The sequence below is a fragment of the Planktotalea frisia genome, from assembly GCF_001890925.1.
GTDB lineage: Bacteria > Pseudomonadota > Alphaproteobacteria > Rhodobacterales > Rhodobacteraceae > Planktotalea > Planktotalea frisia.
The window spans coordinates 1-23,496 of record NZ_MLCB01000115.1; the positions used below are offsets into that span (position 1 = coordinate 1).

The 23,496-nt window shown below is 54.2% G+C and carries 25 protein-coding genes; 7 read left to right on the forward strand and 18 right to left on the reverse strand.

All coding sequences use genetic code 11. The features are described from left to right. Positions 1-39 precede the first annotated feature (39 nt). The 4 genes from PFRI_RS07695 to PFRI_RS07710 form a co-directional block, all read right to left on the reverse strand. Positions 40-432 carry a glycosyltransferase family 2 protein gene (locus tag PFRI_RS07695; RefSeq protein ID WP_072630124.1) on the reverse strand — a complete coding sequence of 131 codons (393 nt, stop codon included), beginning with the start codon at positions 430-432 and terminating at the stop codon, positions 40-42. Continuing rightward, positions 425-2,080 carry a glycosyltransferase family protein gene (locus PFRI_RS07700; protein ID WP_084649642.1) on the reverse strand — a complete coding sequence of 552 codons (1,656 nt, stop codon included), beginning with the start codon at positions 2,078-2,080 and terminating at the stop codon, positions 425-427. Before PFRI_RS07700 ends, PFRI_RS07695 begins: the two co-directional genes overlap by 8 nt. A 107-nt stretch (positions 2,081-2,187) precedes the next feature. Next, complete coding sequence (locus PFRI_RS07705; protein ID WP_072630166.1) at positions 2,188-3,798, reverse strand: peptide chain release factor 3; 1,611 nt, start codon at positions 3,796-3,798, stop codon at positions 2,188-2,190. Positions 3,799-3,864: 66 nt separating this feature from the next. Continuing rightward, the gene (locus tag PFRI_RS07710) at positions 3,865-4,884 is read right to left on the reverse strand and encodes a Hint domain-containing protein (protein ID WP_072630126.1); all 1,020 of its coding nucleotides are present in this window, start codon (positions 4,882-4,884) and stop codon (positions 3,865-3,867) included. A 126-nt stretch (positions 4,885-5,010) separates the two neighbouring features. Between PFRI_RS07710 and PFRI_RS07715 the strand changes: the two genes are divergently transcribed. After that, a complete protein-coding gene (locus PFRI_RS07715; RefSeq protein WP_072630127.1) occupies positions 5,011-5,790 on the forward strand; it encodes an SDR family oxidoreductase in 780 nt (259 codons plus the stop codon). On the opposite strand, the gene PFRI_RS07720 is transcribed toward PFRI_RS07715, so the two are convergent. Continuing rightward, entirely contained in the window at positions 5,787-6,467 is a 681-nt protein-coding gene (locus tag PFRI_RS07720) for a hypothetical protein (protein WP_072630128.1), read from the reverse strand. The genes PFRI_RS07715 and PFRI_RS07720 overlap by 4 nt on opposite strands. Before the next feature lie 227 nt (positions 6,468-6,694). Between PFRI_RS07720 and PFRI_RS07725 the strand changes: the two genes are divergently transcribed. The 6 genes from PFRI_RS07725 (at position 6,695) to PFRI_RS07750 (ending at position 11,981) form a co-directional block, all read left to right on the forward strand. Further along, complete coding sequence (locus PFRI_RS07725) at positions 6,695-8,074, forward strand: SLC5/6 family protein (protein WP_072630129.1); 1,380 nt, start codon at positions 6,695-6,697, stop codon at positions 8,072-8,074. Positions 8,075-8,148: 74 nt separating this feature from the next. Next, positions 8,149-9,225 (forward strand): ABC transporter ATP-binding protein, encoded by a 1,077-nt coding sequence (locus PFRI_RS07730; protein ID WP_072630130.1) that lies wholly within the window; start codon positions 8,149-8,151, stop codon positions 9,223-9,225. 151 nt (positions 9,226-9,376) lie between these two features. Continuing rightward, on the forward strand, positions 9,377-9,589 hold the full coding sequence (locus PFRI_RS07735; protein ID WP_072630131.1) for a twin-arginine translocase TatA/TatE family subunit: 213 nt from the start codon (positions 9,377-9,379) through the stop codon (positions 9,587-9,589). Between the two features lie 6 nt (positions 9,590-9,595). Then, positions 9,596-10,192 carry a Sec-independent protein translocase protein TatB gene (tatB, locus tag PFRI_RS07740; RefSeq protein ID WP_072630132.1) on the forward strand — a complete coding sequence of 199 codons (597 nt, stop codon included), beginning with the start codon at positions 9,596-9,598 and terminating at the stop codon, positions 10,190-10,192. After that, entirely contained in the window at positions 10,189-11,148 is a 960-nt protein-coding gene (tatC, locus tag PFRI_RS07745; protein WP_072630133.1) for a twin-arginine translocase subunit TatC, read from the forward strand. Before tatB ends, tatC begins: the two co-directional genes overlap by 4 nt. Further along, positions 11,145-11,981 (forward strand): ATP-binding protein, encoded by an 837-nt coding sequence (locus PFRI_RS07750; RefSeq protein ID WP_072630134.1) that lies wholly within the window; start codon positions 11,145-11,147, stop codon positions 11,979-11,981. The genes tatC and PFRI_RS07750 overlap by 4 nt, the downstream gene beginning before the upstream one ends. Positions 11,982-12,034: 53 nt before the next feature. Here PFRI_RS07750 and PFRI_RS07755 read toward each other — a convergent pair whose 3' ends face one another. From PFRI_RS07755 to alr, 13 genes are all read right to left on the reverse strand, one after another. Next, positions 12,035-13,207: a LysM peptidoglycan-binding domain-containing M23 family metallopeptidase gene (locus tag PFRI_RS07755; RefSeq protein WP_072630135.1), complete on the reverse strand. Its 1,173-nt coding sequence runs from the start codon at positions 13,205-13,207 to the stop codon at positions 12,035-12,037. Between the two features lie 64 nt (positions 13,208-13,271). After that, positions 13,272-13,913 carry a protein-L-isoaspartate(D-aspartate) O-methyltransferase gene (locus PFRI_RS07760; RefSeq protein WP_072630136.1) on the reverse strand — a complete coding sequence of 214 codons (642 nt, stop codon included), beginning with the start codon at positions 13,911-13,913 and terminating at the stop codon, positions 13,272-13,274. After that, on the reverse strand, positions 13,910-14,692 hold the full coding sequence (gene surE / locus PFRI_RS07765) for a 5'/3'-nucleotidase SurE (protein ID WP_072630137.1): 783 nt from the start codon (positions 14,690-14,692) through the stop codon (positions 13,910-13,912). The genes PFRI_RS07760 and surE overlap by 4 nt, the downstream gene beginning before the upstream one ends. A 60-nt stretch (positions 14,693-14,752) precedes the next feature. Next, the gene (locus tag PFRI_RS07770) at positions 14,753-15,397 is read right to left on the reverse strand and encodes an SDR family NAD(P)-dependent oxidoreductase (RefSeq protein ID WP_072630138.1); all 645 of its coding nucleotides are present in this window, start codon (positions 15,395-15,397) and stop codon (positions 14,753-14,755) included. A gap of 102 nt (positions 15,398-15,499) precedes the next feature. Next, complete coding sequence (gene purF / locus PFRI_RS07775; RefSeq protein ID WP_072630167.1) at positions 15,500-16,984, reverse strand: amidophosphoribosyltransferase; 1,485 nt, start codon at positions 16,982-16,984, stop codon at positions 15,500-15,502. Between the two features lie 105 nt (positions 16,985-17,089). Then, positions 17,090-17,653 (reverse strand): CvpA family protein, encoded by a 564-nt coding sequence (locus PFRI_RS07780; RefSeq protein ID WP_072630139.1) that lies wholly within the window; start codon positions 17,651-17,653, stop codon positions 17,090-17,092. 33 nt (positions 17,654-17,686) lie between these two features. Beyond that, a complete protein-coding gene (gene radA, locus PFRI_RS07785; protein WP_072630140.1) occupies positions 17,687-19,054 on the reverse strand; it encodes a DNA repair protein RadA in 1,368 nt (455 codons plus the stop codon). Between the two features lie 50 nt (positions 19,055-19,104). After that, complete coding sequence (locus tag PFRI_RS07790; RefSeq protein WP_072630141.1) at positions 19,105-19,866, reverse strand: hypothetical protein; 762 nt, start codon at positions 19,864-19,866, stop codon at positions 19,105-19,107. An 85-nt stretch (positions 19,867-19,951) separates the two neighbouring features. Further along, the gene (locus tag PFRI_RS07795; RefSeq protein WP_072630142.1) at positions 19,952-20,416 is read right to left on the reverse strand and encodes a paraquat-inducible protein A; all 465 of its coding nucleotides are present in this window, start codon (positions 20,414-20,416) and stop codon (positions 19,952-19,954) included. Continuing rightward, positions 20,413-20,829: a hypothetical protein gene (locus PFRI_RS07800; protein WP_139292106.1), complete on the reverse strand. Its 417-nt coding sequence runs from the start codon at positions 20,827-20,829 to the stop codon at positions 20,413-20,415. The genes PFRI_RS07795 and PFRI_RS07800 overlap by 4 nt, the downstream gene beginning before the upstream one ends. Before the next feature lie 81 nt (positions 20,830-20,910). Further along, complete coding sequence (locus PFRI_RS07805) at positions 20,911-21,657, reverse strand: ABC transporter ATP-binding protein (RefSeq protein ID WP_072630144.1); 747 nt, start codon at positions 21,655-21,657, stop codon at positions 20,911-20,913. Further along, a complete protein-coding gene (locus PFRI_RS07810) occupies positions 21,654-22,439 on the reverse strand; it encodes an MlaE family ABC transporter permease (protein WP_072630145.1) in 786 nt (261 codons plus the stop codon). Before PFRI_RS07810 ends, PFRI_RS07805 begins: the two co-directional genes overlap by 4 nt. Beyond that, entirely contained in the window at positions 22,436-23,470 is a 1,035-nt protein-coding gene (gene alr / locus PFRI_RS07815) for an alanine racemase (RefSeq protein WP_072630168.1), read from the reverse strand. Before alr ends, PFRI_RS07810 begins: the two co-directional genes overlap by 4 nt. Between the last annotated feature and the right edge of the window lie 26 nt (positions 23,471-23,496).

Consider the following 23,496-nt stretch of genomic DNA (forward strand, 5'->3'; position numbering starts at 1 on the left):
CGGATCATGCGGTTAGCTGAATCGTTCTACGGTCAGACGTCAACCCGTCAAAAGTCGGGTGCTCGAGGACTCTGTGTATAGTGCAGCCAACTGCTGCTCTAACGGGCTGTCCCAAACGAGAAATTCATCGTGATCGATATGGGTTAACCAATCCACTTCGACCCGCTTAGCATAGACGTCAGCGGCATTGATTGTCTGACGTGGCTGATGCTTGCTGGGGCGACCGCCTTTTTTCGACCAATAAGCATCATTTGTTTGGGTTACGCGCACTTTCGGATGTGCCTTGAGCGTCGCAAATGTCGCGTCATCTGGTGCATCAAGATAGATATAGAGCCGATGCGCGCCGCGTTGCAGGTGATAGGCGACAAACCCTAACACTTCGTGCATTGGAGCCTTGATCGTGCTGACGATGCCCCATTTGAGGTCAGACATGATCTAAAACGCCAAGTTTTGCACGGATCAGCATCCCGTTTTGCTCTAGTTTCTGAACAACATCGGCGCTGTATCCGCAAATCTCGTCAAATAGCTGGCGTGGACCGTCTGAACCATGTTCTTCGTGCAAAAGGTCGATGATATCCCCTAGTCCAAGCCGTGATTGTCCGCGATCGCGGTAGCTGCCCTTTTGCAGGCGAAACTCAAGATGCGCAGCAAAGCTTTCCCAATCCGGCGCATGACGGTGCAGTAGGTTAAGCGACTGAATACGTTTAGCGTTCTCGATCTCTACACCACTGCGTTTTAGCAAATGCACCCCAAAGCGCACATCCTTGAGACCTGTACGTGCGAATGTTTTGCCTGCTGTGTGAGAGATGAAGCCAGACCGCAAATAGGCACCGAAGATAGGGTAGAGCTGATCCAATAGCGCCTTGTCAGTGCCCGCATCAAAGTAAGTGCGCCGGAACAAAAGAGTATCTGCAGCGTCAGATTGCGCGATCTCTTCGGCGGGGGGAATGATCAATGCGTCGATGTCGTCGGGTGCACTTGCCAAAGTCAGTTTAACGTCATCTGCACCATACAAAAATTCGTCGCGATCAATATGGGCAAGCCAATCAACCTGTGCGTCGCGATACGCACGCGTCGCGTTAAAGGCTTGGCGCTGTTGATGTTTTTCCATCAATGTTTTGCCCGTCTCGGTCCAGTAAGCTGCATCACACTGGATAAAACGCACTTTTGGGCATGTCAGTTGCGCAAGATCTGAGTCCGGCAAAGGCGTATCCAGAAAGATATCCATCTGAGCGGCACCAAGACTGAGATGATGCTCGATAAACGGTTTGATCTGCTCTGCGTTCGCCTTGATCGTGCTTACCGTTCCCCAAGTCAGTGTTTTGGCACGTGCCGCAACGACAGCAGGCTCGGGGTCCGGATCGCCGCTCGCCTCTTTTTGCGCGCGCTGGCGCAATTTACGTCCACGCAATGTTTTAAAGCGGCGAAACACTGTGCTTGGGTCTGCGTTCAAGAGGTTCAACAAGTGATGGGCGAGGGGCGCGATGACCGGATCATCGGCCGCATCGACCCAAAGACGCCCAAGCATATTGATATCAAGCCCGCCAGACACCAAAGCGTAGCGATCCATGTTGAGCGGCAGTTTGCTATGCACGAGGCGTTTGAGTTTGAACTCGCTCTCTGGGGGAAAGCCAGAATAAAGACGCTCGGATTCATAGAGCTTCATCGCCCCAAAAAGCACGGTCATAGACTGCCCGACGCGGCGCTGCACTTCGGTGGTGCCATGATCGCCAAATGTTGTGATCGCAGAGACGAGCCAGCGCGGATCAAGGTGCTCGAACATGAAATTAGCGTGCTCTGCCCAAATGCGGGTGAAAAGCGCCATCGTGTGAGCGGGTTGATCCGACTTGCGCAAATGCGCGATGAGTAGGCCGTGGAGTTTGCAAATCTCAGGCAAGCCCACGAACTCTTCGTTCAATTCTAGTGACTTACGTGTGTTACCCGACTGATCTTTGGCACGCGGCATGGCGTTTGGTTCATGCGCGTTTACGGTCCGGGTTTTGAGAGCGTTCAGGTCTGTGTCGAGCGGCGGCAATGCCTCTGCGATGGCGAAGCTCAGAGGCTTCTGACGCGCTTGCATACGTTCGATGACGGCTTGAAAGCCACCCTCGTAGGTCAGATTTGTGCGTCTGGGTCACTCTCGCTCATAGTGTTCAAGATGCCCGCAGAGCGCGCATCCATCAAGCGCTATTGGAGCATCATTTCCTTTGTCGCGCTCAGTGTGACATCGGGGTAGTCGCGTGCAACGCGGTCGATGTCCCATTGCAAGCGGGTCAGGTAGACGACGTCGCCATCATTATCCGTTGCGATATGCAGCTTATTTGCCTCGGCAAAGGCTTCAACAGCTTTCTTTTCACCCAAAACCCAACGTGCGGAGGTGAATTGGCTTTGGTCGAAACGCACGGGCAGGCCATATTCCAGCTCGATTCGGCTCGCGAGAACCTCAAATTGAAGCGCGCCTACCACACCAACAATATAGCCAGAGCCAAAAGTCGGTTTGAAGACTTTTGCCGCGCCTTCCTCGGCAAACTGCATAAGCGCTTTTTCGAGATGTTTTGATTTCAGCGGATCGCCTGCGCGCACGCCTTGCAAAAGTTCTGGCGCGAAAGAGGGGATGCCAGTGACACGCAGCGCTTCGCCCTCGGTCAATGTATCGCCGATGCGGAGCTGACCGTGATTTGGGATGCCGATGATATCGCCTGCCCAGCCTTCTTCCGCTAATTCGCGATCCGAGGCTAGGAAAAGCACAGGATTGGAAATCGCCATCGGCTTTTTTGTACGTACATGTGTCAGTTTCATGCCGCGTTTGAAGTGGCCAGATGCGAGACGCACAAACGCCACACGGTCGCGGTGTTTCGGATCCATGTTTGCCTGCACTTTGAACACAAAGCCCGACACTTTCTTTTCTTCAGGCGAAATCGCGCGCGGCGAGGCGCGCTGGATCTGTGGCTCAGGCCCGTAGGTGCCGATGCCGTCCATCAGTTCTTTGACGCCGAACGAATTAATCGCAGAGCCGAACCAGATCGGTGTCATATGGCCCTCAAGCACGGATTGCGGATCTAGAGCTGGCAGCAACTCGCGCGCCATTTCTACGTCTTCGATCAGCTTTTCCAACAAGTGCGCAGGCACATGTTCTGCAAGGGCAGGGTCGCCCAGTCCGTTGATTTCGATCGAGTCCGCAACTTTGTTGCGATCCGCGCGATCCATCAATTCAAGACGGTCGTTGAGCATGTCGTAACAGCCCATAAAATCGGGACCGACGCCAATGGGCCAACTTGCGGGAGAAACATCAATTGCCAAGTTCTCTTGGATTTCATCAATGATATCAAACGTATCGCGGCTTTCGCGGTCCATTTTGTTACAAAAGGTCAAGATTGGCAGGTCGCGCATGCGGCAGACCTCAAATAGTTTTTGAGTCTGGCTCTCCACACCCTTTGCACCGTCAATCACCATGACAGCCGCGTCAACGGCTGTGAGCGTGCGGTAGGTGTCTTCGGAAAAATCAGAGTGACCGGGCGTATCCACGAGATTGTAGCGGAAGTGTTTGAAATCAAAGGACATCGCGGATGCGGAAACCGAGATGCCGCGGTCTTTTTCCATCTGCATAAAGTCAGAGCGCGTGCGCCGCGCTTCGCCCTTGGCGCGCACTTGGCCCGCCATTTGAATCGCGCCACCAAAGAGGAGGAATTTTTCCGTCAGCGTCGTCTTCCCCGCGTCAGGATGCGAGATAATCGCAAAGGTCCGACGGCGGGCAATCTCGGCAGGGAGTTCTGGGCGGTTTGTGGCACTGTCTAACATATTCATCGCTATATGCTTGGGCGTGAACCTATGCAACGGGGCTGCGAATTTTCTAGAAAATTCGGATCAGCGCTTAGACGCTTTGCGCAGTTTATCAGCAGCATCTGGTCCAAGCAGTTCCGAACCGACTTCGAATTCTTCATGCAACCAGCCAGAATGACCGCTGAGTTCTTGCAACACATCCTCGCTCACTGAATCTTTCAAAGCTGGGCGCGTGCGTGTGTCTACGAGTAAAGTTTCGGCGGCGATACCTTCGGCGTAAATGATCTCGTGTTGATCAAAAAGCAGCTGGAAATAGTCGATGAACCCGCCGTCTTGCTGCGTGACGGTCTCACCATTGATCAAGTGGCGCGCCTTGACGAGCACTTCAGAGCGGCCAGCGCCCAAAGCGTCGCGACGTTGGTAAATGAAAAGACGGTGATCGGGGCTGAGCATAAGGTCATTGGTGTTGTTCAAAGTGCCCGCTTTGATCACGATTGGAGCGAAATCACCGATTGCGCGTACGGTGTGCTGACCAATCCAGCGGATCACTTGTCCACCGTCATCGCGGGTCAAGACTTTGTCCCCCACTTGCAGCTCTTCAATTGGGCGCTGCGCGCCAGAGCTCATTGTGATATTGGTGCCACGAGAGAACGAAACGCAGGCCACTTGCGCAAGTTTACGGGCTGCATTTTCCAGCTCAATCCCGACCAAACGGTAGTGCCCGATCGAGACCAGCGGCGCGAGAGGGAGCACGTGCACGTTGGCCACATGATCCTCTGGATCAAGCTCGACTAGAAGCAGCATCTCTAAGGTAGAACTGTCGGTGGTCATAACCGTCAAACAACTGTCGACAATCACCCGCGCACTTGGTGCGCCCACTTGGGTATCCTGCGCGATTACATAGGTGCCATCAGTCCGAGCATGCAAGGAGAGGCGTTTGTGCTCAGCAACGGCGTTCAGCTCATACACATCATCAAGCATCACCTCAGCAGCGAAGCTGAGCGTGTCGTCAATATTGGCGCCATCCACGACCAAAAAATCCTCTGCGCGATACACAGGGATGCTTTGTGCAAGGGAGATGCCAGAGTTGCGGCTTGCAATCATTCAAAACACTCGTCTAACTAAATTCTTAGACGTCGTCTTGTCATGAAAATACGGCGGTTTACAGTCCTTACTGCGGCCTTTGAACGTAAATTCAGTACGGCTTGCATAGAAATGATAGGAAATACCATGGATCTTGGAATTAAAGGACGCCGCGCGGTTGTGTGCGCCTCGAGCAAAGGGCTCGGTCGCGGTTGCGCAGAAGCACTGGCAGAGGCGGGATGTGATTTGGTGCTCAACGCACGCGGTGCAGAGGCTTTGGAAGCTACCGCTGAGCATATTCGCACGAAATACGGCGTGAATGTTGTGGCCGTTGCCGCTGACATTACCACCGACGAGGGACGTGCGAAGGTTTTGAAAGCAGCGGGCGAGGTTGATATCCTTGTAAACAACGCAGGCGGACCGCCTCCCGGCATGTGGCATGATTGGGAACGTGAAGATTTCATAAAAGCGCTGGACGCAAACATGCTGGCACCGATTGCGATGATCAAAGCGCTGGTGCCTTCAATGATGGATCGCGGTTGGGGGCGTGTCGTGAACATCACATCGCAATCTGTGAAGGCACCGATTGGTGTGCTTGGTCTGTCCAATTCTGCCCGCGCTGGTTTGACCGGCTACGTCGCAGGAACATCGCGTCAAGTGGCGGGATCCGGCGTGAACATCAACAATTTACTGCCCGGCATTCATGCAACGGATCGCGCAGTATCACTTGATGCCGGTGTTTCCAAAGCGCAAGGGATCACCTCTGAGCAGGCCAAGATCGATCGGTGCAAGACAATCCCGGCAGGGCGCTATGGCACAGCGGAGGAATTTGGCGCGATGTGTGCATTTTTGTGCTCAACACATGCAGGTTTCATCGTCGGCCAGAACATTTTGCATGATGGCGGTGGTGTGAACGCAACCTTCTAACGCTCGACCAGAAAGCCTCCAATATAAGCGGTCACGTCATCGGTGCCATGAAACACCCCGACGGCGTGATCGCTGCCCAGACTGCCGACCAAAGTCGCAGGGCGCATGTTGAAAAACACATCCCCTGTAACAGCGTTCCCGTTGAATTCTCCATCAACCGTGAGAAAATCATCGCTTCCTTGCAAGGTCTTGAATGTGAAATTTGCGCGCAGGGTGATGCGGCCTGTGGTCGTTTCCGGCTCGCCAAAATCACGGCGTTCGCCGTCTGATTTGCCGACTTCGATCACACTGTAATTGCCATGCATTGCAGCTATTCCTTGCATCGGCAAAGGGCTCGGATCCGGACTTGGCAAGAGACCTGCGTAGGCGCTAAAGGCCGTGTCATCTTGGCCGAGCTCCAACGCGTAACCATGCCCCTCTGGGTTTTTGAAGCTGCCCTTAAAGATGGTCGTAAGCGATTCTGGAAATGTCCCATCTGCGTTTGGCGTACCTATGCCAGACACTAGCGTGGTGTTTTCTTCCAGCACGATCAGTTGTTCGGGTGTTGGTGAACCTTGTATTTGATCGATCAATGGAATGGCTTCTTCCTGCTCTGGGCTATTGTCGCAGGCCATGAGTGTGAACAGACATAAAAAGCATGCCAAAGCGCGAAGTATTACAAAAATAGTGCGAAGCATGAGCGAGAAGACACCTTTTGATCAATCAGATTAAGGTTTGACTGATGAAGGTTACCTTTGGGTTAACGCCTGATTCGACGTCCGAACTGCGCATTCGGTGATGGCTTGGCGTGTTTGGCGCTGTCTAGAATCACTCACATCTTTGTCACATCTTCACGTGAGGGCTATGCACATCGCCCATCATCTGGCAGCAGGGCCGTCAAATCTATGCGTTAGGAAAACTACTCATGACTGCCACCCTCATCGTCGCGATTTTCGCGGGTATCGTTCTTGCGAGCCTTTTGGTCGCGCCACGCCGCGTTTCTGTAGAAGGGTTCTTTGGGGGGCAAACATCAACGGGCCAAGCGCCAAGTTTGCTGACATTGGTGTTGAGCCAAGTCACAACATGGATTTTCGCACGTTCTTTGATGAACGCGGCGATTCTTGGCTACTTTTACGGCATGGTAGGCACGCTGGCTTATGCGGCGTATTACGGATCCTTTCTGACTGGCGGTTTCGTCGTCGCGCGGTTGCGCGCGGGCGGGGCAGGGTCGGTGCAAGACTGGTTGAACACGCGTTTTGGCACATTGGGCACGAGTTGTTACAATTTGGTTATCGCTTTGCGGCTGTTGTCCGAAGTTTTCGCCAATCTCATCGTTGTCGGCCTGATTTTTTCTGCCGTTCTACCCGAAATGGCGCTGGCCAAAGAGCTATCCATCTTGCTCGTCGCGCTCTTGGGACTTGCCTATTCAGCTTGGGGTGGTCTCAGCGCTGCTTTGCGCACAGATGTGTTGCAAATGTCTGTATTCCTTGTGGTTTTCGTCGTTGCATTCATCGCCATGCTCGTCAGTCCCGGCTTTGAATTGGGCGCTGTTCTAACCGCTCAAGGTACTGCTGGTAGCTACAACGGCTGGGTCCTTATGGCGGTCGCAGCGTTACAAGTTTTCTCATACCCTGTGCACGATCCAGTAATGATGGATCGCGGGTTTTTGGCGGATGAAAAGACCACGAAACGCTCATTCCTCCATGCGTTCTGGCTGTCCTCGCTTTGCATCATCGCATTCGGTATGTTCGGCATCCAAGCAAGCCTAGTGGGCGCAGAGTACGAGGGCGAACTCATCGGCACATGGGCGGGCATGTTCCCTGCTTGGATCTTTGGTGCACTGCTGATTTCACTGTTGGTCTCCGCGCTCAGTACACTTGATTCGGCGCTGTCATCAGCGTCGCGCCTGTGCGTCGAAGAGCTTGGCATCGCGCCGCGCAGCCTGAATGGCGGACGCATTGTCATGGTCTTTTTCATGCTCGCAGGGGCAGCTTTAACGCTTTGGGGTAATGCAACTTTGTTTGACGCGGTCGCGGTGAGTGGCACGGCGTCAATGTTCCTTACGCCTGTTTTGATTGTTGGCCTTGTTATGGGGCGTCAAATCGCGCTTTGGTCCTATCTGACTGCGTTTGGCACGGCATTCATCGGAGCGGTCCTCTATTTTGCGCGTGCTTCCACTTGGGCGACGGCGCTTTTGCCGCAAGGGCATAAATACGAGCAGCTTTTGGCGATTTGCGTCGTGGTTCTAATTGTCGGATTTGTCGCGGTTTTGGCGGGCGCGCGGCGGGTTGAACCAACGGTTTGAGGCTGGTAGGACATCTTTATTCTTGATCGATTTAATCAAGAATGCCGAACTGTGATCAAATCTAAGGGCTGAATATGCAAGGCACAGCGCCGCGCTTGGAGATTCGCAATCTAACGCGCCTCTTTGGAGGAGCGTGTGTTGTCGATGACGTAAGCCTGAGTATCAAGTCGGGGCAGGTCATGTGTCTGCTTGGGCCGTCGGGTTGCGGAAAATCGACGACTTTGCGCATGATCGCGGGCGTCGATATGCAAGACAGCGGTGAGATCTGGGTCGATGGCACTCTCATTTGTGACGGCGCTTTCACCGTTCCCGCCGAGCAACGCGGCATCGGGCTGATGTTTCAGGATTTCGCGTTGTTTCCCCATATGAACGTCGCGGACAATGTGGCTTTTGGCTTGAAAGGGACGCGCGCGGAAAAATTATCCCGCGTGGAAGAGCTTTTGGCGAAAGTCGGCCTGATGCGCTTGATTGACGCTTATCCTCATCAGCTTTCTGGTGGTGAACAACAGCGCGTTGCGCTTGCGCGCGCGTTGGCGCCGCGACCAAAGATTATGTTGATGGATGAGCCATTCTCTGGCCTCGACAATCGTTTGCGCGATGGTATCCGAGACGAGACATTGGCCTTGCTCAAGGAAGAGGGCACAGCCGTTCTGCTTGTCACCCATGAGCCCGAAGAAGCGATGCGCATGGCTGATGAAATCGCTCTGATGCGCGATGGCAAAATCGTGCAGCGCGGCGCGCCTTATAATATTTACAATTCTCCTGCGGACCTCGAAGCTGTCGGGTTTTTCAGTGATATCAATGTGATACGCACGATCTGCAATGGGGCCTTGGCACAAACACCCTTTGGTCAGTTCCTCGCGCCCGGTGTTGCGGATGGGGCCGAAGTCGATATTGTCTTTCGCCCGCAACACGTTGGGATTGACTTTGATCGTGGTGGCAAAGGTCCATTGCCGACGGCGCGCGATGGCACGGCTGCGCGCGGTGTGGTTCAGCGCTCACGTTTCATGGGGGCGGAAAGCCTGGTGGAGTTCGAAATGGATGATCAAAGCGTCATCCATGCGACCGTTCCCAATGTATTCTTGCCCAAGCCCGGAACGCCGCTTTGGCTGACAATTCGGCGCGATCGTTGCTTTGTTTTTCCGGCATAAGCAACAAAACTGCTTAATTTCTCTCACAACATCAAAGTTTTGCACGCCAATTGCGCGTTTGTCCCTTTTAACGAAGGGCGCAAGGCAATAGATACGTCTAGAACGCGAACACAAGAGCTGTGTTCACTATAAGATCTAAGGGAGATTTCTCATGCTCAATAACATCGGCCTTCCCGGCCTTCTTCTTATCGCTGTCGTGGTTCTCGTGCTATTTGGCCGTGGCAAAATCAGCTCGCTCATGGGCGAAGTTGGTAAAGGCATTACATCCTTCAAAAAGGGTGTGAACGAGGGCACGAAAGAGCTCGAAGAAGACGCGGCAGAGGTGGCGAAAGACGTCACACCTGAAGAGAAAGACAAGGTCTAAGCCCCCATGTTGGATCTCGGCTGGACGGAGCTTCTGGTGATCGGCGTTGTCGCGCTGATCGTCATTGGGCCTAAAGATTTGCCAATGCTGTTCCGCAAAGTTGGGCAGTTTGTCGGCAAAGCAAAGGGCATGGCGCGCGAGTTTTCTCGGGCAATGGATCAGGCCGCGGATGAAAGCGGTATGAAAGAGGCAACGTCGAGCTTTAAAGACATGGCCAGTTCCAAGAACTTGGGGCTGGATGATTTGAACGACGCGACCAAAGAGTTCAAAAAGTTCGATCTGGACACAGAGACGGGCAAACTTTCGGCGGAGCGTGCGGAAGACGCGCGCAAGATCCACGAAATGTCCGCGCGTAAAGCCGAAGAACGTTTGGCCAAGCAAGCAGAACGCGCCGCTGCTGCGAAAGCAGAAGAGGCGGGTGACGCTGTAGCGAAGGCTCCGGCGAAAAAGCCTGCAGCCAAGAAGCCCGCCGCTAAAAAGCCTGCTGCGAAAAAAGCACCAGCGCAAAAGACAACCGCCCAAAAGGCACCAGCCAAGAAGACAGCAGCGAAGAAACCCGCTGCTAAGAAGACCGCTGCGAAAGCGGACAAGGATACCGCATGAGTAACGCAGACGATGTCGAAGACAGTTCCGCCCCGCTGATTGAACACCTTGCGGAGCTGCGCACACGGCTGATCCGTGCAGTTATCGCGTTTATTGTTGGCATTGTCCTCGCGTTCATTGTCGCGGAACCGATCCTCGAGTTCTTGCTTGCACCGATCGAAAATACACTGCGCGATTTGGGCGATCCAAACCCGACATTGCAATACACCTCGCCGCAGGAATATTTGTTCACCTTGTTCCGCATTTCTATGGTGTTCGGCTTTATCCTCGCCTTTCCGGTAATTGCTTACCAACTTTGGCGCTTTGTGGCCCCCGGTCTTTACAAGAAAGAGCAAAACGCGTTTTTGCCGTTCTTGATCGCGTCGCCCTTGATGTTCTTCCTCGGCGCTGGTTTCGCGCAATTCGTGGTGACGCCCCTTGCGATGAACTTCTTTCTGGGCTTCGCGGACGTTAGTTCGATCTTTACCGGCCTGTTGGCCACGGTGGCGAACGTGCCAAGTGATGGCTTGCCACCCACTGGCGGTTTGCTCACGGAGCCGCCCGTTGATAGCGACGGCGTGCGCATTACCTTTTTTGGTAAGGTGAACGAGAGTCTTGATATCACACTGAAATTCATCATCGCCTTTGGCATGTGCTTTCAATTGCCTGTGCTTTTGACCCTTATGGGCAAAGCAGGCTTGGTCAGCGCCGAAGGTCTCGGTGCTGTCCGCAAATACGCAATGGTTGGCATTTTGCTGCTCGCCGCCCTTGTGACACCGCCAGATGTCATCACGCAGCTGATCTTGTTCACGGTCGTTTACGGTCTTTACGAAATTTCGATTTTGCTCGTGCGCCGTGTTGAAGGTAAGCGCGAAGAGAAATTGCGCGAAGACGGCTATTACGACGATGAGGAAGAAGAGTTCGATGATGAGCTCGCCAAAGAGTTCGATGAGGCTGATGCTGAGGACAAGAAGTGAGCGAGCCGTTAGAACGGATCGCCGCTGCGCTGGAGCGCCTCGCCCCAGCGCCACTTACTGCGCCTGATTTTGCTGCTGCGGATGCGTTTGTTTGGCAGACAGGACCGGACGCTCTGGTGCCTGTCGCAAAGGTCAATCATGTCGCGCTAGACCTGTTGGTTGGCATCAATCGCGCGCGCGATACGCTTTTGCTAAATACACGTCAGTTCGCGAACGGGTTTCCGGCGAACAATGCGTTGCTCTGGGGATCACGCGGCATGGGCAAGTCATCGCTGGTCAAAGCGATCCATGCAGAGCTTTTGCGCGAAGGTGCATCGCTCAAGATTGTTGAATTACAACGCGAAGATCTGCCAAGCGTGGGGCGCTTGTTGGCTTTGCTCAGGGAAGCGTCAGAACGGTTTTTGCTGTATTGCGATGATCTCTCATTCAGCCATGATGACCAACATTATAAATCGCTTAAAGCAGTTCTGGATGGCGGCATTGAGGGGCGTCCAGAGAATGTGTTGCTGTACGCAACATCCAATCGTCGACATTTGATGCCACGCGATATGATCGAGAATGAACGTTCAAACGCGATCAATCCCGGTGAGGCGGTTGAAGAGAAGGTTTCTCTTTCGGATCGTTTCGGTCTGTGGCTTGGCTTTCATCCATGTGATCAGGACGACTATTTGGCGATGATTGATGGCTACTGTGCTGCTGCGGGTCTGAAAGTAGATCCGGAAGTTTTGCGCGCAGACGCGATCGAGTGGCAAGCGACACGCGGATCACGCTCTGGACGTGTCGCGTGGCAATTCTTCTGCGATCTTGCAGGACGTCACGGCCATACCCTTTGAGCGCACAAATTTTCTAGAAAATTTGAACACCTGATTTTTCTAGAAAAATCGCATTACTGAAGATAGGGCAGCGGGTCGACGCTATCAAAGCCTTCACGCACCTCAAAATGCAAGAAGTCTGAGCTCCCCGCGCGCACGGAGGCAAGTTGCTGACCACGCGAAACAGTATCGCCCTTTTTCACCTTCAGATTGTCCACATTGGCGTAAACGGTCAGCAAGTTATCGGGATGCTTCACAACGATAATCGGTAGATTGTCGGTGTTCTCGGTAATCGCGGCGACTGTACCGGCGGCGGCGGATTTGACGGACGTGCCAGCGCTTGCGCCAATGCCAATTCCATCGTTCTTACCTTTTGCATATTCGCGAATGATCGGACCTTGTACAGGGAACGCCATACGACCTTCACTCGCAACTTTTGTCGGCTTTTCCAACACTGGGGCCGGGGGCGCGACGACGGGTGCCGCGGCCACGACTGGTGTTTCTTGCGGCAAAGGCTTCACTGCCGAGGGCGGTGTCGGTGTTGGTGAACCAGCACCCGGATTGGTCGTCGCTGCCAATGGCGTTGGTGCCGGTTCAGCGGTGCCTTGTGCAACAGGGATTAACAAGTACTGCCCTTCGCGTACGGAGAGCTCTTTGCCAAGGCCGTTCCAATCAGCGAGCGAGCGCACGGAAACATTATACAAACGCGCAATCGTAAACGCAGTCTCTCCACGTGCAACGCGGTGACGCACTGGTTCTGGACCTGCAGGTGATGCTGCGGGCAGGGCGCTTGTACTCACAGGTGTGCTATCAATAGCGCCTTGTGCAAGGGCCGTTATATCGACCGCACCCGGTGTGCTTGTCGCGCCACCAGAAGTAGCCGTCGGTAGGTTTGACACGGGATTACGCAACGCGAGGACTTCGTCCTGTCGCAGCTGCGTTTCAGGCGAAAGACCATTGTAACGCGCAAGATCTGTTACATCAGCACCAATCCGCTGAGCCACGCTTGCAACGGTGTCGCCGCGCTGTGCGACAGCCACTTGATAGTTGGGATAAGTGATCACACCGCGCTCGTCAGGGCGGGGGCGATCTTGCGTCGCATTAATCGCCGCAGTTGTGGTGTCAAATTTGTTGCCAGTCGAGCCGCGCAGGTCCAAATCAAACCCGTCTGCACAAGCACTTAGAGCCAAAAGCGTTGTGCCACACAGCATTGCGCGCATAGGTGTTTTGCTTGCAAAAATCGTCATCTCGATATCCTCACATGCGCTGCGTTGGCCGCTGCGTCCTGAAATTAATATTCTTATAACAGATTTATCCGTCGCGTCCCAGCCCCTCGATGAGCGGAACAAAGCGCACAGGGCGCAACTCGTCATATTCAAACCCGCGCTCGTCGCGTGTGACACGGATCAAGCTTTGGACAGCGTCCGATTGCCCGACTGGCAAGACCATGACGCCACCAACTTTAAGCTGTGCGAGCAGCGGACCCGGTGGATCTTCTGCGGCGGCTGTTACCAAAATGCGATCAAAGGGGGCTTGATCCGGCAGGCCGTGACTGCCGTCCGCAGTGAATGCGGTGATATTTGTCAGGCCAAGTTGGTCAAACACTTCTCGCGCTTCAGTCACCAAACGTTTGTGACGATCGACGGTGTAGACACGCCGCGCAACGTGGCTCAAGACGGCTGCCTGATAGCCAGATCCGGTCCCAATTTCTAGTACAGTATCACGAGGACCAGCGCGCAAAGCTTGCGTCATCAATCCAACGACTGATGGCTGACTAATCGTTTGTCCACACGGGATGGGGAGCGGCATATCCTCATAGGCACGCTCGGCAAATAGACCGCGAATGAAGGCTGCGCGATCGACTTTTTCCATCGCAGTCAAAACCCTAGCATCCGTCACGCCTTTAGAGCGCAACGCAAAGAGGAATTGCATAAGGGTTGAGGCGTCAGTCATAAGGTCGCTTCAAAGCGCTCCATCACATCATCTGCAGTCAAATCTGCACGCATGGGGGTCACAGAAATATAGCCGTCTAGGTTTACGGCAGCGTCGGTGCCTTCACTCGGCCGCACACGTTGATCTCCGCCTTTGATCCACAAGAAACGCTTGCCAGACGGGGACAAATGCGGCTCGACGCCGAAATACACATCCCTGCGGCGACCTTGTCGCGCCACTTTGACACCTTTCACAGCATCCGCAGGTACGGGGGGAAAATTCACATTGAAGAGCAACTGATAGTCGCTATTTTCATCATCTACTTGTGCCAAAATACGGCGCACAACATCTGCGCCATGCGCGCCAGCCGCCTCGAAAGGATCATCGAGCGAGGCGTTCTCGACGCCATAATATTGCGACAAAGCAATCGAAGTCACGCCTTGCAGAGCGCCTTCAATCGCAGCACCGATTGTGCCTGAGTAAAGCGTATTTTCGGCTGAATTGTTGCCACGGTTCACACCAGATAAAATCAGGTCAGGACGCGCGTGCTTCATGACGTCATGCAGGCCTACAAGCACACAATCGGCGGGCGATCCTTCGGTGGCATAGCGCCGCTCACCCATTTTAGAAACCATCATGGGATGCGTATAACTGATGCAATGCCCAACGCCGGATTGCTCGAACGCAGGTGCAACGATCCAAACCTCACCATCCGCGCCTGCCAGCTCGTTGGCAATCTTTTCCAACACGGCCAATCCTGGTGCATAGATGCCGTCGTCATTGGTGATGAGAATACGCATATCTGCCCCTTTGCTCGCTTAGAAAAACCCTTAGTGGAGGGGACAGGATGCGTAAAGCCTTTAGGCTTCTTGCAATTTCGCGACAAGCAACGCGGCCACATCACGCGGATGCGCCAAAGCTGCGCGATCCTCACCCGGATGGAAACGTGCACGCGTTGCCGTGGACATCGCAGGGGGCGTTTCGATCAGAACTTTTGGGCCGCTGGTTTGTGTTTCAATGGCCCAGGAACGCGCCAGTGAAATCTGTGCTGCCTTGGATGCGGCGTAAGAACCATGAAATTTTTCACCAACCGTTTGATCATCAAAAAATACGGCTGTTCCCTTATCTCCCAACAACGGAGCGATATAAGGAACCAAAGTTCCCATACTCGTCGCATTGATAGACATGGATTTTGCCCAATCCTTCGCGTCCATGTGTGGTGCTGGCGTGAGGGGGGCCGCATGAACCGCTGCGTGAACCCAAAGATCAATACTACCCCAACGATCATAAATGGAGCGACATAGCTGCGCCATTGCGCCCTCGTTGGTGATATCCATTGGGGCCAGCGTGGCCTGACCGCCAGCTGCTTGTATGCGATCATCGAGATCTTCAAGCGCGCCAGTGGTGCGTGCGACTGCGACGATATGATGACTGCTCGCCAGCGCCTCTGCCATCGCGAAACCGAGCCCGCGCGAAGCACCTGTGACCAATGCGACTTTACTCATGAAAACCCTGCCTTCATCTTTCCAAACAAACTTTCGCCGAAGGCATCAAATTTTCTCGAAAATTTGCACCATTCCGAATTTTCTAGAAAATTCGCGCCCAGCTCACTCTGCCGCCTTCAATTCAAACCCTTTGGTGATTTGATCCGAAGGTTTCACCGGGTATTCCCCCGAGAAACACGCATCGCAATATTGTGGACATTTTGCGTTGCGCCCTTTTGCTTCTCCAACCGCGCGGTACAAACCATCGAGCGAGATGAACTTCAAACTGTCCACTGTCAAATGCTGACGCATTTCTTCTTCGGACATGGTCGCCGCCAAAAGCTTGTCACGTTGCGGCGTATCCACCCCATAAAAACACGGCCATGCTGTCGGCGGTGATGCAATCCGGAAATGAACTTCCGCAGCACCTGCATCCAAAATCATCTCTTTGATTTTGCGTGAGGTCGTGCCGCGCACAACACTGTCATCGACCAAAATCACTCGTTTGCCTTTAATCAACGCGCGGTTCACGTTGAGTTTCAGACGCACACCCATATTGCGGATCTGCTCTGTTGGCTCAATAAAAGTGCGACCCATATACTGATTGCGGATGATACCCATCGCATAGGGAATACCGCTTTCTTGCGAAAACCCGATTGCTGCGGGTGTGCCGCTATCCGGAACGGGGCAGACCAGATCGGCCTCAACGGGGCTTTCTTTGGCCAGTTCCACACCAATTTGACGACGCGTTTCATAAACGGAACGTCCACCGATGATGCTATCAGGGCGGGAGAAATAGACGTGCTCAAAGATACAAAAGCGCGAGGACTGACGACGGAACGGGAAATGACTTTCAACGCCTTTGTCGGCGGTCACAACAACCATCTCACCAGGTTCAATCTCGCGCACATACTCCGCGCCGATAATATCAAGCGCACAGGTTTCCGAACTCAGCACCCAGCCTTCGCCCTCGAGTTTGCCCAAAACCAATGGGCGCACGCCCAAAGGATCACGCACACCGATCAGTTTCGTGCGGGTCATCGCAACAATAGAGAATGCACCCTCAACGCGACGCAGCGCGTCTTCCATGCGCTCGGGAATATTTTGCTGCAAAGACCGCGCCATCAAATGGATGATGCACTCGGAATCAGAGGAGCTTTGAAAGATCGAGCCGCGCTCGATCAGCTCTTTGCGCAAAGCATCGGCGTTGGTGATGTTTCCATTGTGCGCAATCGCGGCACCACCCATGGAAAACTCGCCAAAGAAAGGCTGCACATCACGGATCACAGCGCCCTTAGAGCCAGCCGTGGAATAGCGCACGTGGCCAATCGCCAAAGGACCAGGGAGTGTTTCCATCAAGGACGCTTTGGTGAAGTTATCGCGCACATAGCCAAAACGGCGGGCAGAGTTGAACCCTTGTTCGGGATCATGACTGACGATCCCGCCCGCTTCCTGACCGCGGTGTTGCAAGGCGTGAAGCCCTAGGGCGACAAAGTTGGCAGCGTCTGTGACACCGACAACGCCAAACACGCCACATTCCTCCTTTAACTTGTCATCACTCGCATCCGAGTGGACATAATCAAAGTCGAAGGGGTGGGCAGGCGGCATAATATGGGACAAGGCGAGCAGCTCCGTATCCGAGGTCATGGCAGTTTCGAGCTTCATAGACCGAACCGCTGAGTGAGTCACCCGCTCATCGCAGGTAACTTGGAGTTATTCGTCGGGTGTACCGCATGTGCCAACGAGCTGCTCGTACTGGGTCGTGATCCAGCCAAGTGCCTGTTCGGGGTTACGATCCTCAATCTGGCCTGTCATGCGCGCAAACACTTTGGCAGACCGGCTTTCATCCACCATGGTGATGTTTTGCTGCGTGGCGACCGTTTCATAAACGAAAAACGCCACTGCAACCAAAAGGATGCCGCGCAGAACGCCAAAAAGGAAACCAAATCCTTGGTCGATACCGCCGAGTGCAGAGCGTTGCACGAGCGAGGAAAACAATGGTGTAAACAGCGATGTCACGATCAAAGCGATGGCAAAGACGACAGCGAATGCGGCAATAATCGCCAATTCGCAGCTATCGGCCAAATACTCACCGATGACCGGAATTTCTTTGACCAAGGGTTCGACTTGCGGCGCAAACATCGTCGCGAGGATCGCGGCTGCGAACCAACCCGCGATTGCCAAAGCTTCACGCACGAAACCGCGCGAATAAGCCAGCAAGGCGGAGAGAACGATAATGACCGCAACGACGCCGTCAATAATTGTAAAACCTTCCATAGGTCCGCTCGCTTTCTTCTGTTTGCTCGAGCGCTATCCAGCGCCGAATACATCACCGACAAAGGCCGTCAAATCGCTCATTTGATTGAGCGCGATTCCTTTGACGCTAACACCCTTACCACCCGCAGGCGCGAGTGCGCCCGTAAAACCAAGTTTTTGCGCTTCCTTCAACCTGTTTTCGGTCTGAGGGGCGGGTCTCAGCGCACCAGAGAGGCTGATTTCACCAAACACCACAGTCTCAGCGGGTAAAGCGGCGTCTTCACGCGCACTTAAAAGTGCAGCGGCCACCGCAAGGTCTGCAGCGGGTTCGGTGATTTTCATCCCCCCCGCGACGTTGAGATAGACATCAAGGCCTGTGAACGGAATGCCGACGCGTGCTTCAAGAACGGCGAGAATCATCGCAAGGCGTCCACCATCCCATCCCACAACGGTGCGACGTGGCTGCGAATGAGGGGACGGTGCGACAAGCGCTTGTAGCTCGACCAAGACGGGACGCGTGCCCTCGACACCCGCGAAAACCACAGAGCCGGGTGAGGGCGTGCCGCGTTCGCTTAAGAATAAAGCAGACGGGTTAGTGACCTGCGCGAGTCCCATACCTGTCATCTCAAACACACCGATTTCGTCAGAGGGACCAAAGCGGTTTTTGACCGCGCGCAAAATGCGGAATTGATGCCCGCGTTCGCCCTCAAAGTAGAGCACGGTATCAACCATATGCTCGACCACGCGTGGGCCTGCGATTTGTCCGTCTTTGGTGACGTGACCCACAAGGATCACCGCCATGCCCACACGTTTGGCGAAACTGGTCAATTCATGCGCCGCCGCGCGCACCTGCGCCACAGAGCCGGGCGCGCTGCCCACTGAATCCGACCACATGGTTTGGATCGAATCGATGATCGCCAGTTGCGGCTTTTCGATTTCGAGCGTCGTGAGAATATCGCGCAGATTGGTTTCAGCGGCCAATTGAACAGGCGCGTCTGTGAGACCAAGGCGCAGTGCACGCATTCGGATTTGCGCGCTGCTTTCTTCGCCTGACACATAAATCGTTTTTAGACCCACATTCGCGAACTGCGCGGCTGCCTGCAAAAGCAATGTGGATTTACCGATGCCCGGATCACCGCCCACCAATGTGGCCGAGGCGGGCACCAAGCCGCCGCCCAAAACACGGTCCAACTCGTTCAAGCCAGACAGCGTGCGCGGGGGCGGGGCTTCTTCTGTGCTTAGGTTGGTGAGTTGGACAGCACGCCCGCGCACTGTACCTAAGCCTACTTTCGCGGGGCCAGAGCTGCTGAGCCCGGCATCTTCCGCGATGGAATTCCATGCGCCGCATGCTTCGCAGCGTCCGGACCATTTGGTGGTGATATTGCCGCAATCATTGCATGCGAAAGAGGGTTTTTTAGCCATGCGCCCTTGTGACGAATGGCGTCGTTCGCGTCAATTCAAAGCGTCGTTGTTTATTCTGCTGCGTGCGGCAAGGCGATCACCGTATCGCTTGCTTTTTGCTCAACGACCTCAAGACCAAGTGCTGGCAGAACATCCGCCAAATCATCAACGAGTCTATCAATTTGCGCACGCGCGATGCTTTCATCCATCTCGACTTGACCCAGCCAACCCTTCAACTCGGTTGAAACGATCTTTGCCTCTTCTAGTCGTTGGTTAAACTCACCAATTTCGTGCTGACGTTCCTGCAAAACAGTGCGCGCTCGCTCGACTTTGCGATCAGAATAGATTGCGGCCAACTCGGCAGAGATATGACTCATCTGAGACGCGGCTTCGAGCATCGAGGGTTCCAATTGCGCCAAATCAGGGTGATCGCGCAAAAAGCCAAGGCGCTCGCGTACAGCATCAAACTCACCAGAGAGTTTGAAAACGCCAGAGCGATCTTGTGCATGTGCAATCGCATATGCTTTGGCGACATCCTCCATCCCGATCTGAAAAGAGCGATGCGAGGTTTCAAGTTTTGTGATGCGTTGATGCGAGGGTAGGAAAAAGCAAAGCCCCACAAGCAGCACGCTCACAGCGCTTTGTGCACCAGTGCCAGCCCAAGGATATACGGTTTCGCCAAGCATCAAGGGCCAGTTGATCCAACTGGCAAGACCAAAGGCGCACGCAATAGTGTAAGCCGCAGCGCTCACAGCAAGTGCGATTAACAAGAAGAACGTGAGACGTTGCATCAACCAAGATGCAATGTGCCAAACATTGGCAAACGCAGACATAGGTAACCCCCCAAAGGCTATAGGCGATTGTTAGCCGATGAAGTTTTTCTGGTTAGGGGGAAAGAAATCAGTCGAGCTTCAAATGTTAATCTTGAGGCAAATCAGTCGCGCTTTTCTGAGGTTTTGGCGACAATAAGCCTAATAATAACTGGATTAGGATGCATCCGGTAAACAGATATAAACCCCACGCGGTCTCGATCCGGCCGACACCGATTCCTTTTGCGATGGTGATATAGACCGCGATCAGGAAGATATCTGCCATCGCCAGTTTTCCCAGTAGGCTAAGGGCTGGTTTGACTCGCGCGCTGAGCAAGCCGAAATGCATCAACGCAAGACCAAGGGTTTTGACGTAGGGCGCAAAGAGAGCAAAGAAAGTGACCAGTAATGCCAATGCTACGTCACTGTCCCACAGGCTCTGTAGGCCGGAAATGACGCTGATCTCACTCAGACCGAACAACGGCAACAAGCCGGCGCGCATAAGCGGCGCAAACCACGCAATCGGAAAGGCGATCAACAGCGCCAAATTCACATACTTAGCAAGAGTGTTCATAGGAGCGTGTAGATCCACAGGCCAAAGAAGCCGAGTGCACAAATCAGATGCAGCGCATCAAGCGCCCACCAACGATGCCCGCGCAAGCGCCAGGACAATGCAAACAAGATCGACACGGCAATAGGCAACGCCATGCCGGACCCTGATGTAATGATCCCTTGATTGACGATATACGCGGCAATGCGGCCCGGCATTTCACCTGTCAAACCCGCCAAAGGTGGAATGTACTTTGCTGCCACACCAATTAGCGCCAGCAAGAATGCGCCAAACGACATGAGGCGGGAGGGGCCTGTGGCAATGAGTGTGCGGATCAGCGCGAATGCACCGATGGTTTCAATGTAAAAGAACGTTTTGATCATCAAGAATGTGAGGATCGTGTAGTTCGGCTCAAATAGGGTGCTTAAGTTATTCACATCCACAACGTGGCGTTTCGAGCGCTATGATGCAAGTGGTGCGCGACTTCGAATTTTCTAGAAAATTCGCGCGCCTTGTTGCTAGCGGACCGCTTCAATAGGTCCATCCGCGCGTCCATGGATGAATTGATCCAAGTACGGATCACCGGCGCTATCCATATCCGCAACAGGGCCGGTCCACTGGATCACGCCGTCATGTAGCATCGCGACATTGTCCGCAATCGCGCGCACTGAGGTCATATCATGGGTGATCGTCATCGCTGTCGCGCCCATTTCGACCACGATCTCGCGGATCAGATCGTTGATCACACCAGACATAATCGGGTCAAGCCCTGTGGTTGGTTCATCAAAGAAGATGATCTCAGGTTCCGCCGCAATTGCGCGCGCAAGCCCGACGCGTTTTTGCATCCCCCCAGAGAGCTCCGCAGGTAGGCGATCTGCAACATCGGGTTTCAGCCCAACACGGCGTAATTTTTCAATCGCAATCTCGCGTGCTTCTTCTTTGGGGCGCTTCAATGCGCCGCGCATCAAACGGAATGCCACGTTTTGCCAAACAGGAAGAGAATCAAACAACGCGCCTCCTTGGAACAACATCCCGAAACGCGCCAGAAAAGCGTCGCGCTCAGCGGTCGCGGCGTCTTGGCCATCAACGGTGATTGTTCCGCCGTCAGGCGTTACAAGCCCCAGCACCGATTTTAAGGCCACTGATTTACCTGTGCCAGACCCGCCAATAATCACCATCGACTTCCCGCGCGCAATCTCTAGATCGACGCCTTGCAGCACGTGATTGTTTCCGAAGGATTTTTTGACTTGAGAGAGGGTGATCATAGCGAGAAAAACACCCCCGTAAGAACGAAATTCGCTGCGAGGATCAAAATTGCTGCCGCCTCGACAGAGCCTTTGGTCGCCGCCCCAACGCCTTGCGCGCCGCGCCCTGAGTTCATGCCGTAATAACAGCCCATCAAGGTTGCGATCGTGCCAAAAACTGCGCCTTTGGCGAGGGATGAAAACACATCGCGAGGCTCTAGAAAGTCAAACGTGTTGATAAGGTATGTGGATGAATTGAACCCCAGCGTCCCCGTCGCCACCAGATAGCCGCCCAAGATGCCAATGACATCGCCGATACCAACGAGCACAGGGACACAGATCAAGCCTGCCAAAACACGCGGTACTGTCAGGTACTGCATCGGATGTGTGGACAAGGTCACGAGCGCGTCAATTTGTTCCGTTACTTTCATCGTTGCGATTTCGGCCGCAATCGAGGAGGTGACACGCGCCGCAATCATCAGGCCAACAAGGACAGGCCCAAGCTCGCGCACCATGCCGATGGCGACAATTTGCGGGACCACGGCCTCTGCGTTAAAGCGCGCGCCGCCCGCGTAAATTTGCAAAGCTAAAGCGCCACCAGTGAACACGGCAGTCAAGCCGACAACGGGCAAAGAAAGCCAGCCAACGTTCAGGATCGCGATTCCAAGTTCGCGCAGATAGAAAGGACGCTTGAAGACATGGCGTAATGTGCTGAACGCATAAATCGATATACGTCCCAAAGCGGCGAGCATGTTCAGGAAGGCCGCACCCAAAGCGGCCAAAGGACTTAGAAAAAAGCTCATCCCGTGTAGCGCCGCGTGTAGCGCGCACCAAGCGAGGTGAGGATTTCATATCCAATCGTTCCTGCGTTCTGCGCCAGTGCTTCAACGTCTTGATATCTGCCCAGCAGGTCCAAAGCGTTAGGTAATTCGCTCACGCCGGTCACATCAACGCCGATACTGTCCATCGAAATACGCCCCGCAATCGGTACCGGACGGGCATTGGCATAGAGTTTGGTTTTTGGCCCCATGACACGCAAAATACCATCAGCATATCCGCTCGACACAGTTGCAATCTGGCTGTCGCGCTGCGCGATCCACGTGTTGCCGTAGCCGACGCTTTCACCCTCGAGCACATCGCGCACTTGGATGATTGGCAATGCTAGCGACACAACAGGTTTCGCATCCACAAACGGCAACCCGCCATAAAGGCCAATCCCCGGACGCGTAACGTCGAAATGATACTCTGGTCCCAACAAGATGCCACCCGTCGCCGCCAAAGAACGCGGCGCATCAATTCCATCCGTCATCTGCACAAACGCTGCAAGTTGTTGCGCGTTCATCGGGTGTTCGGGTTCATCTGCACAGGCCAGATGCGACATGATCAAACGCGGACCTTGTGCCACGACCAATGCGCGTACAGCTTCCCATTCGCCCGCCTCCATCCCTAAGCGGTTCATCCCTGTATCAAGTTGAATACCAAAGGGCGCACCGGGCAGGGCCTCGAAGTGACGCAACATTTGGTCAATAGAGCTGAGCAGGGGGATCAGGTTCAGGTCGGCGATCATATCTGTGTCGCCGGACATGTGCCCCGACAGGATGTAGATTTCAGGATCAGGTCCAAGCGCTTGTCGGATATCGCCGGCTTCTTGTGCTACTGCGACAAAGAACTTGCGGGCTCCGGTTTGGGCCAAACGCCGCGCAGCGCGTCCGATGCCTGTGCCATAGCTGTCCGCTTTGACGACCGCGCCAGTCTCGCACGCGCTCATGTTATCCAGCGCGCGCCAGTTGTCGGCCATCGCCGCTAAATCGATTGTGAGTGATCCTGTTCCCATAAGCGATGTGTTTGCCATTGCGCGCG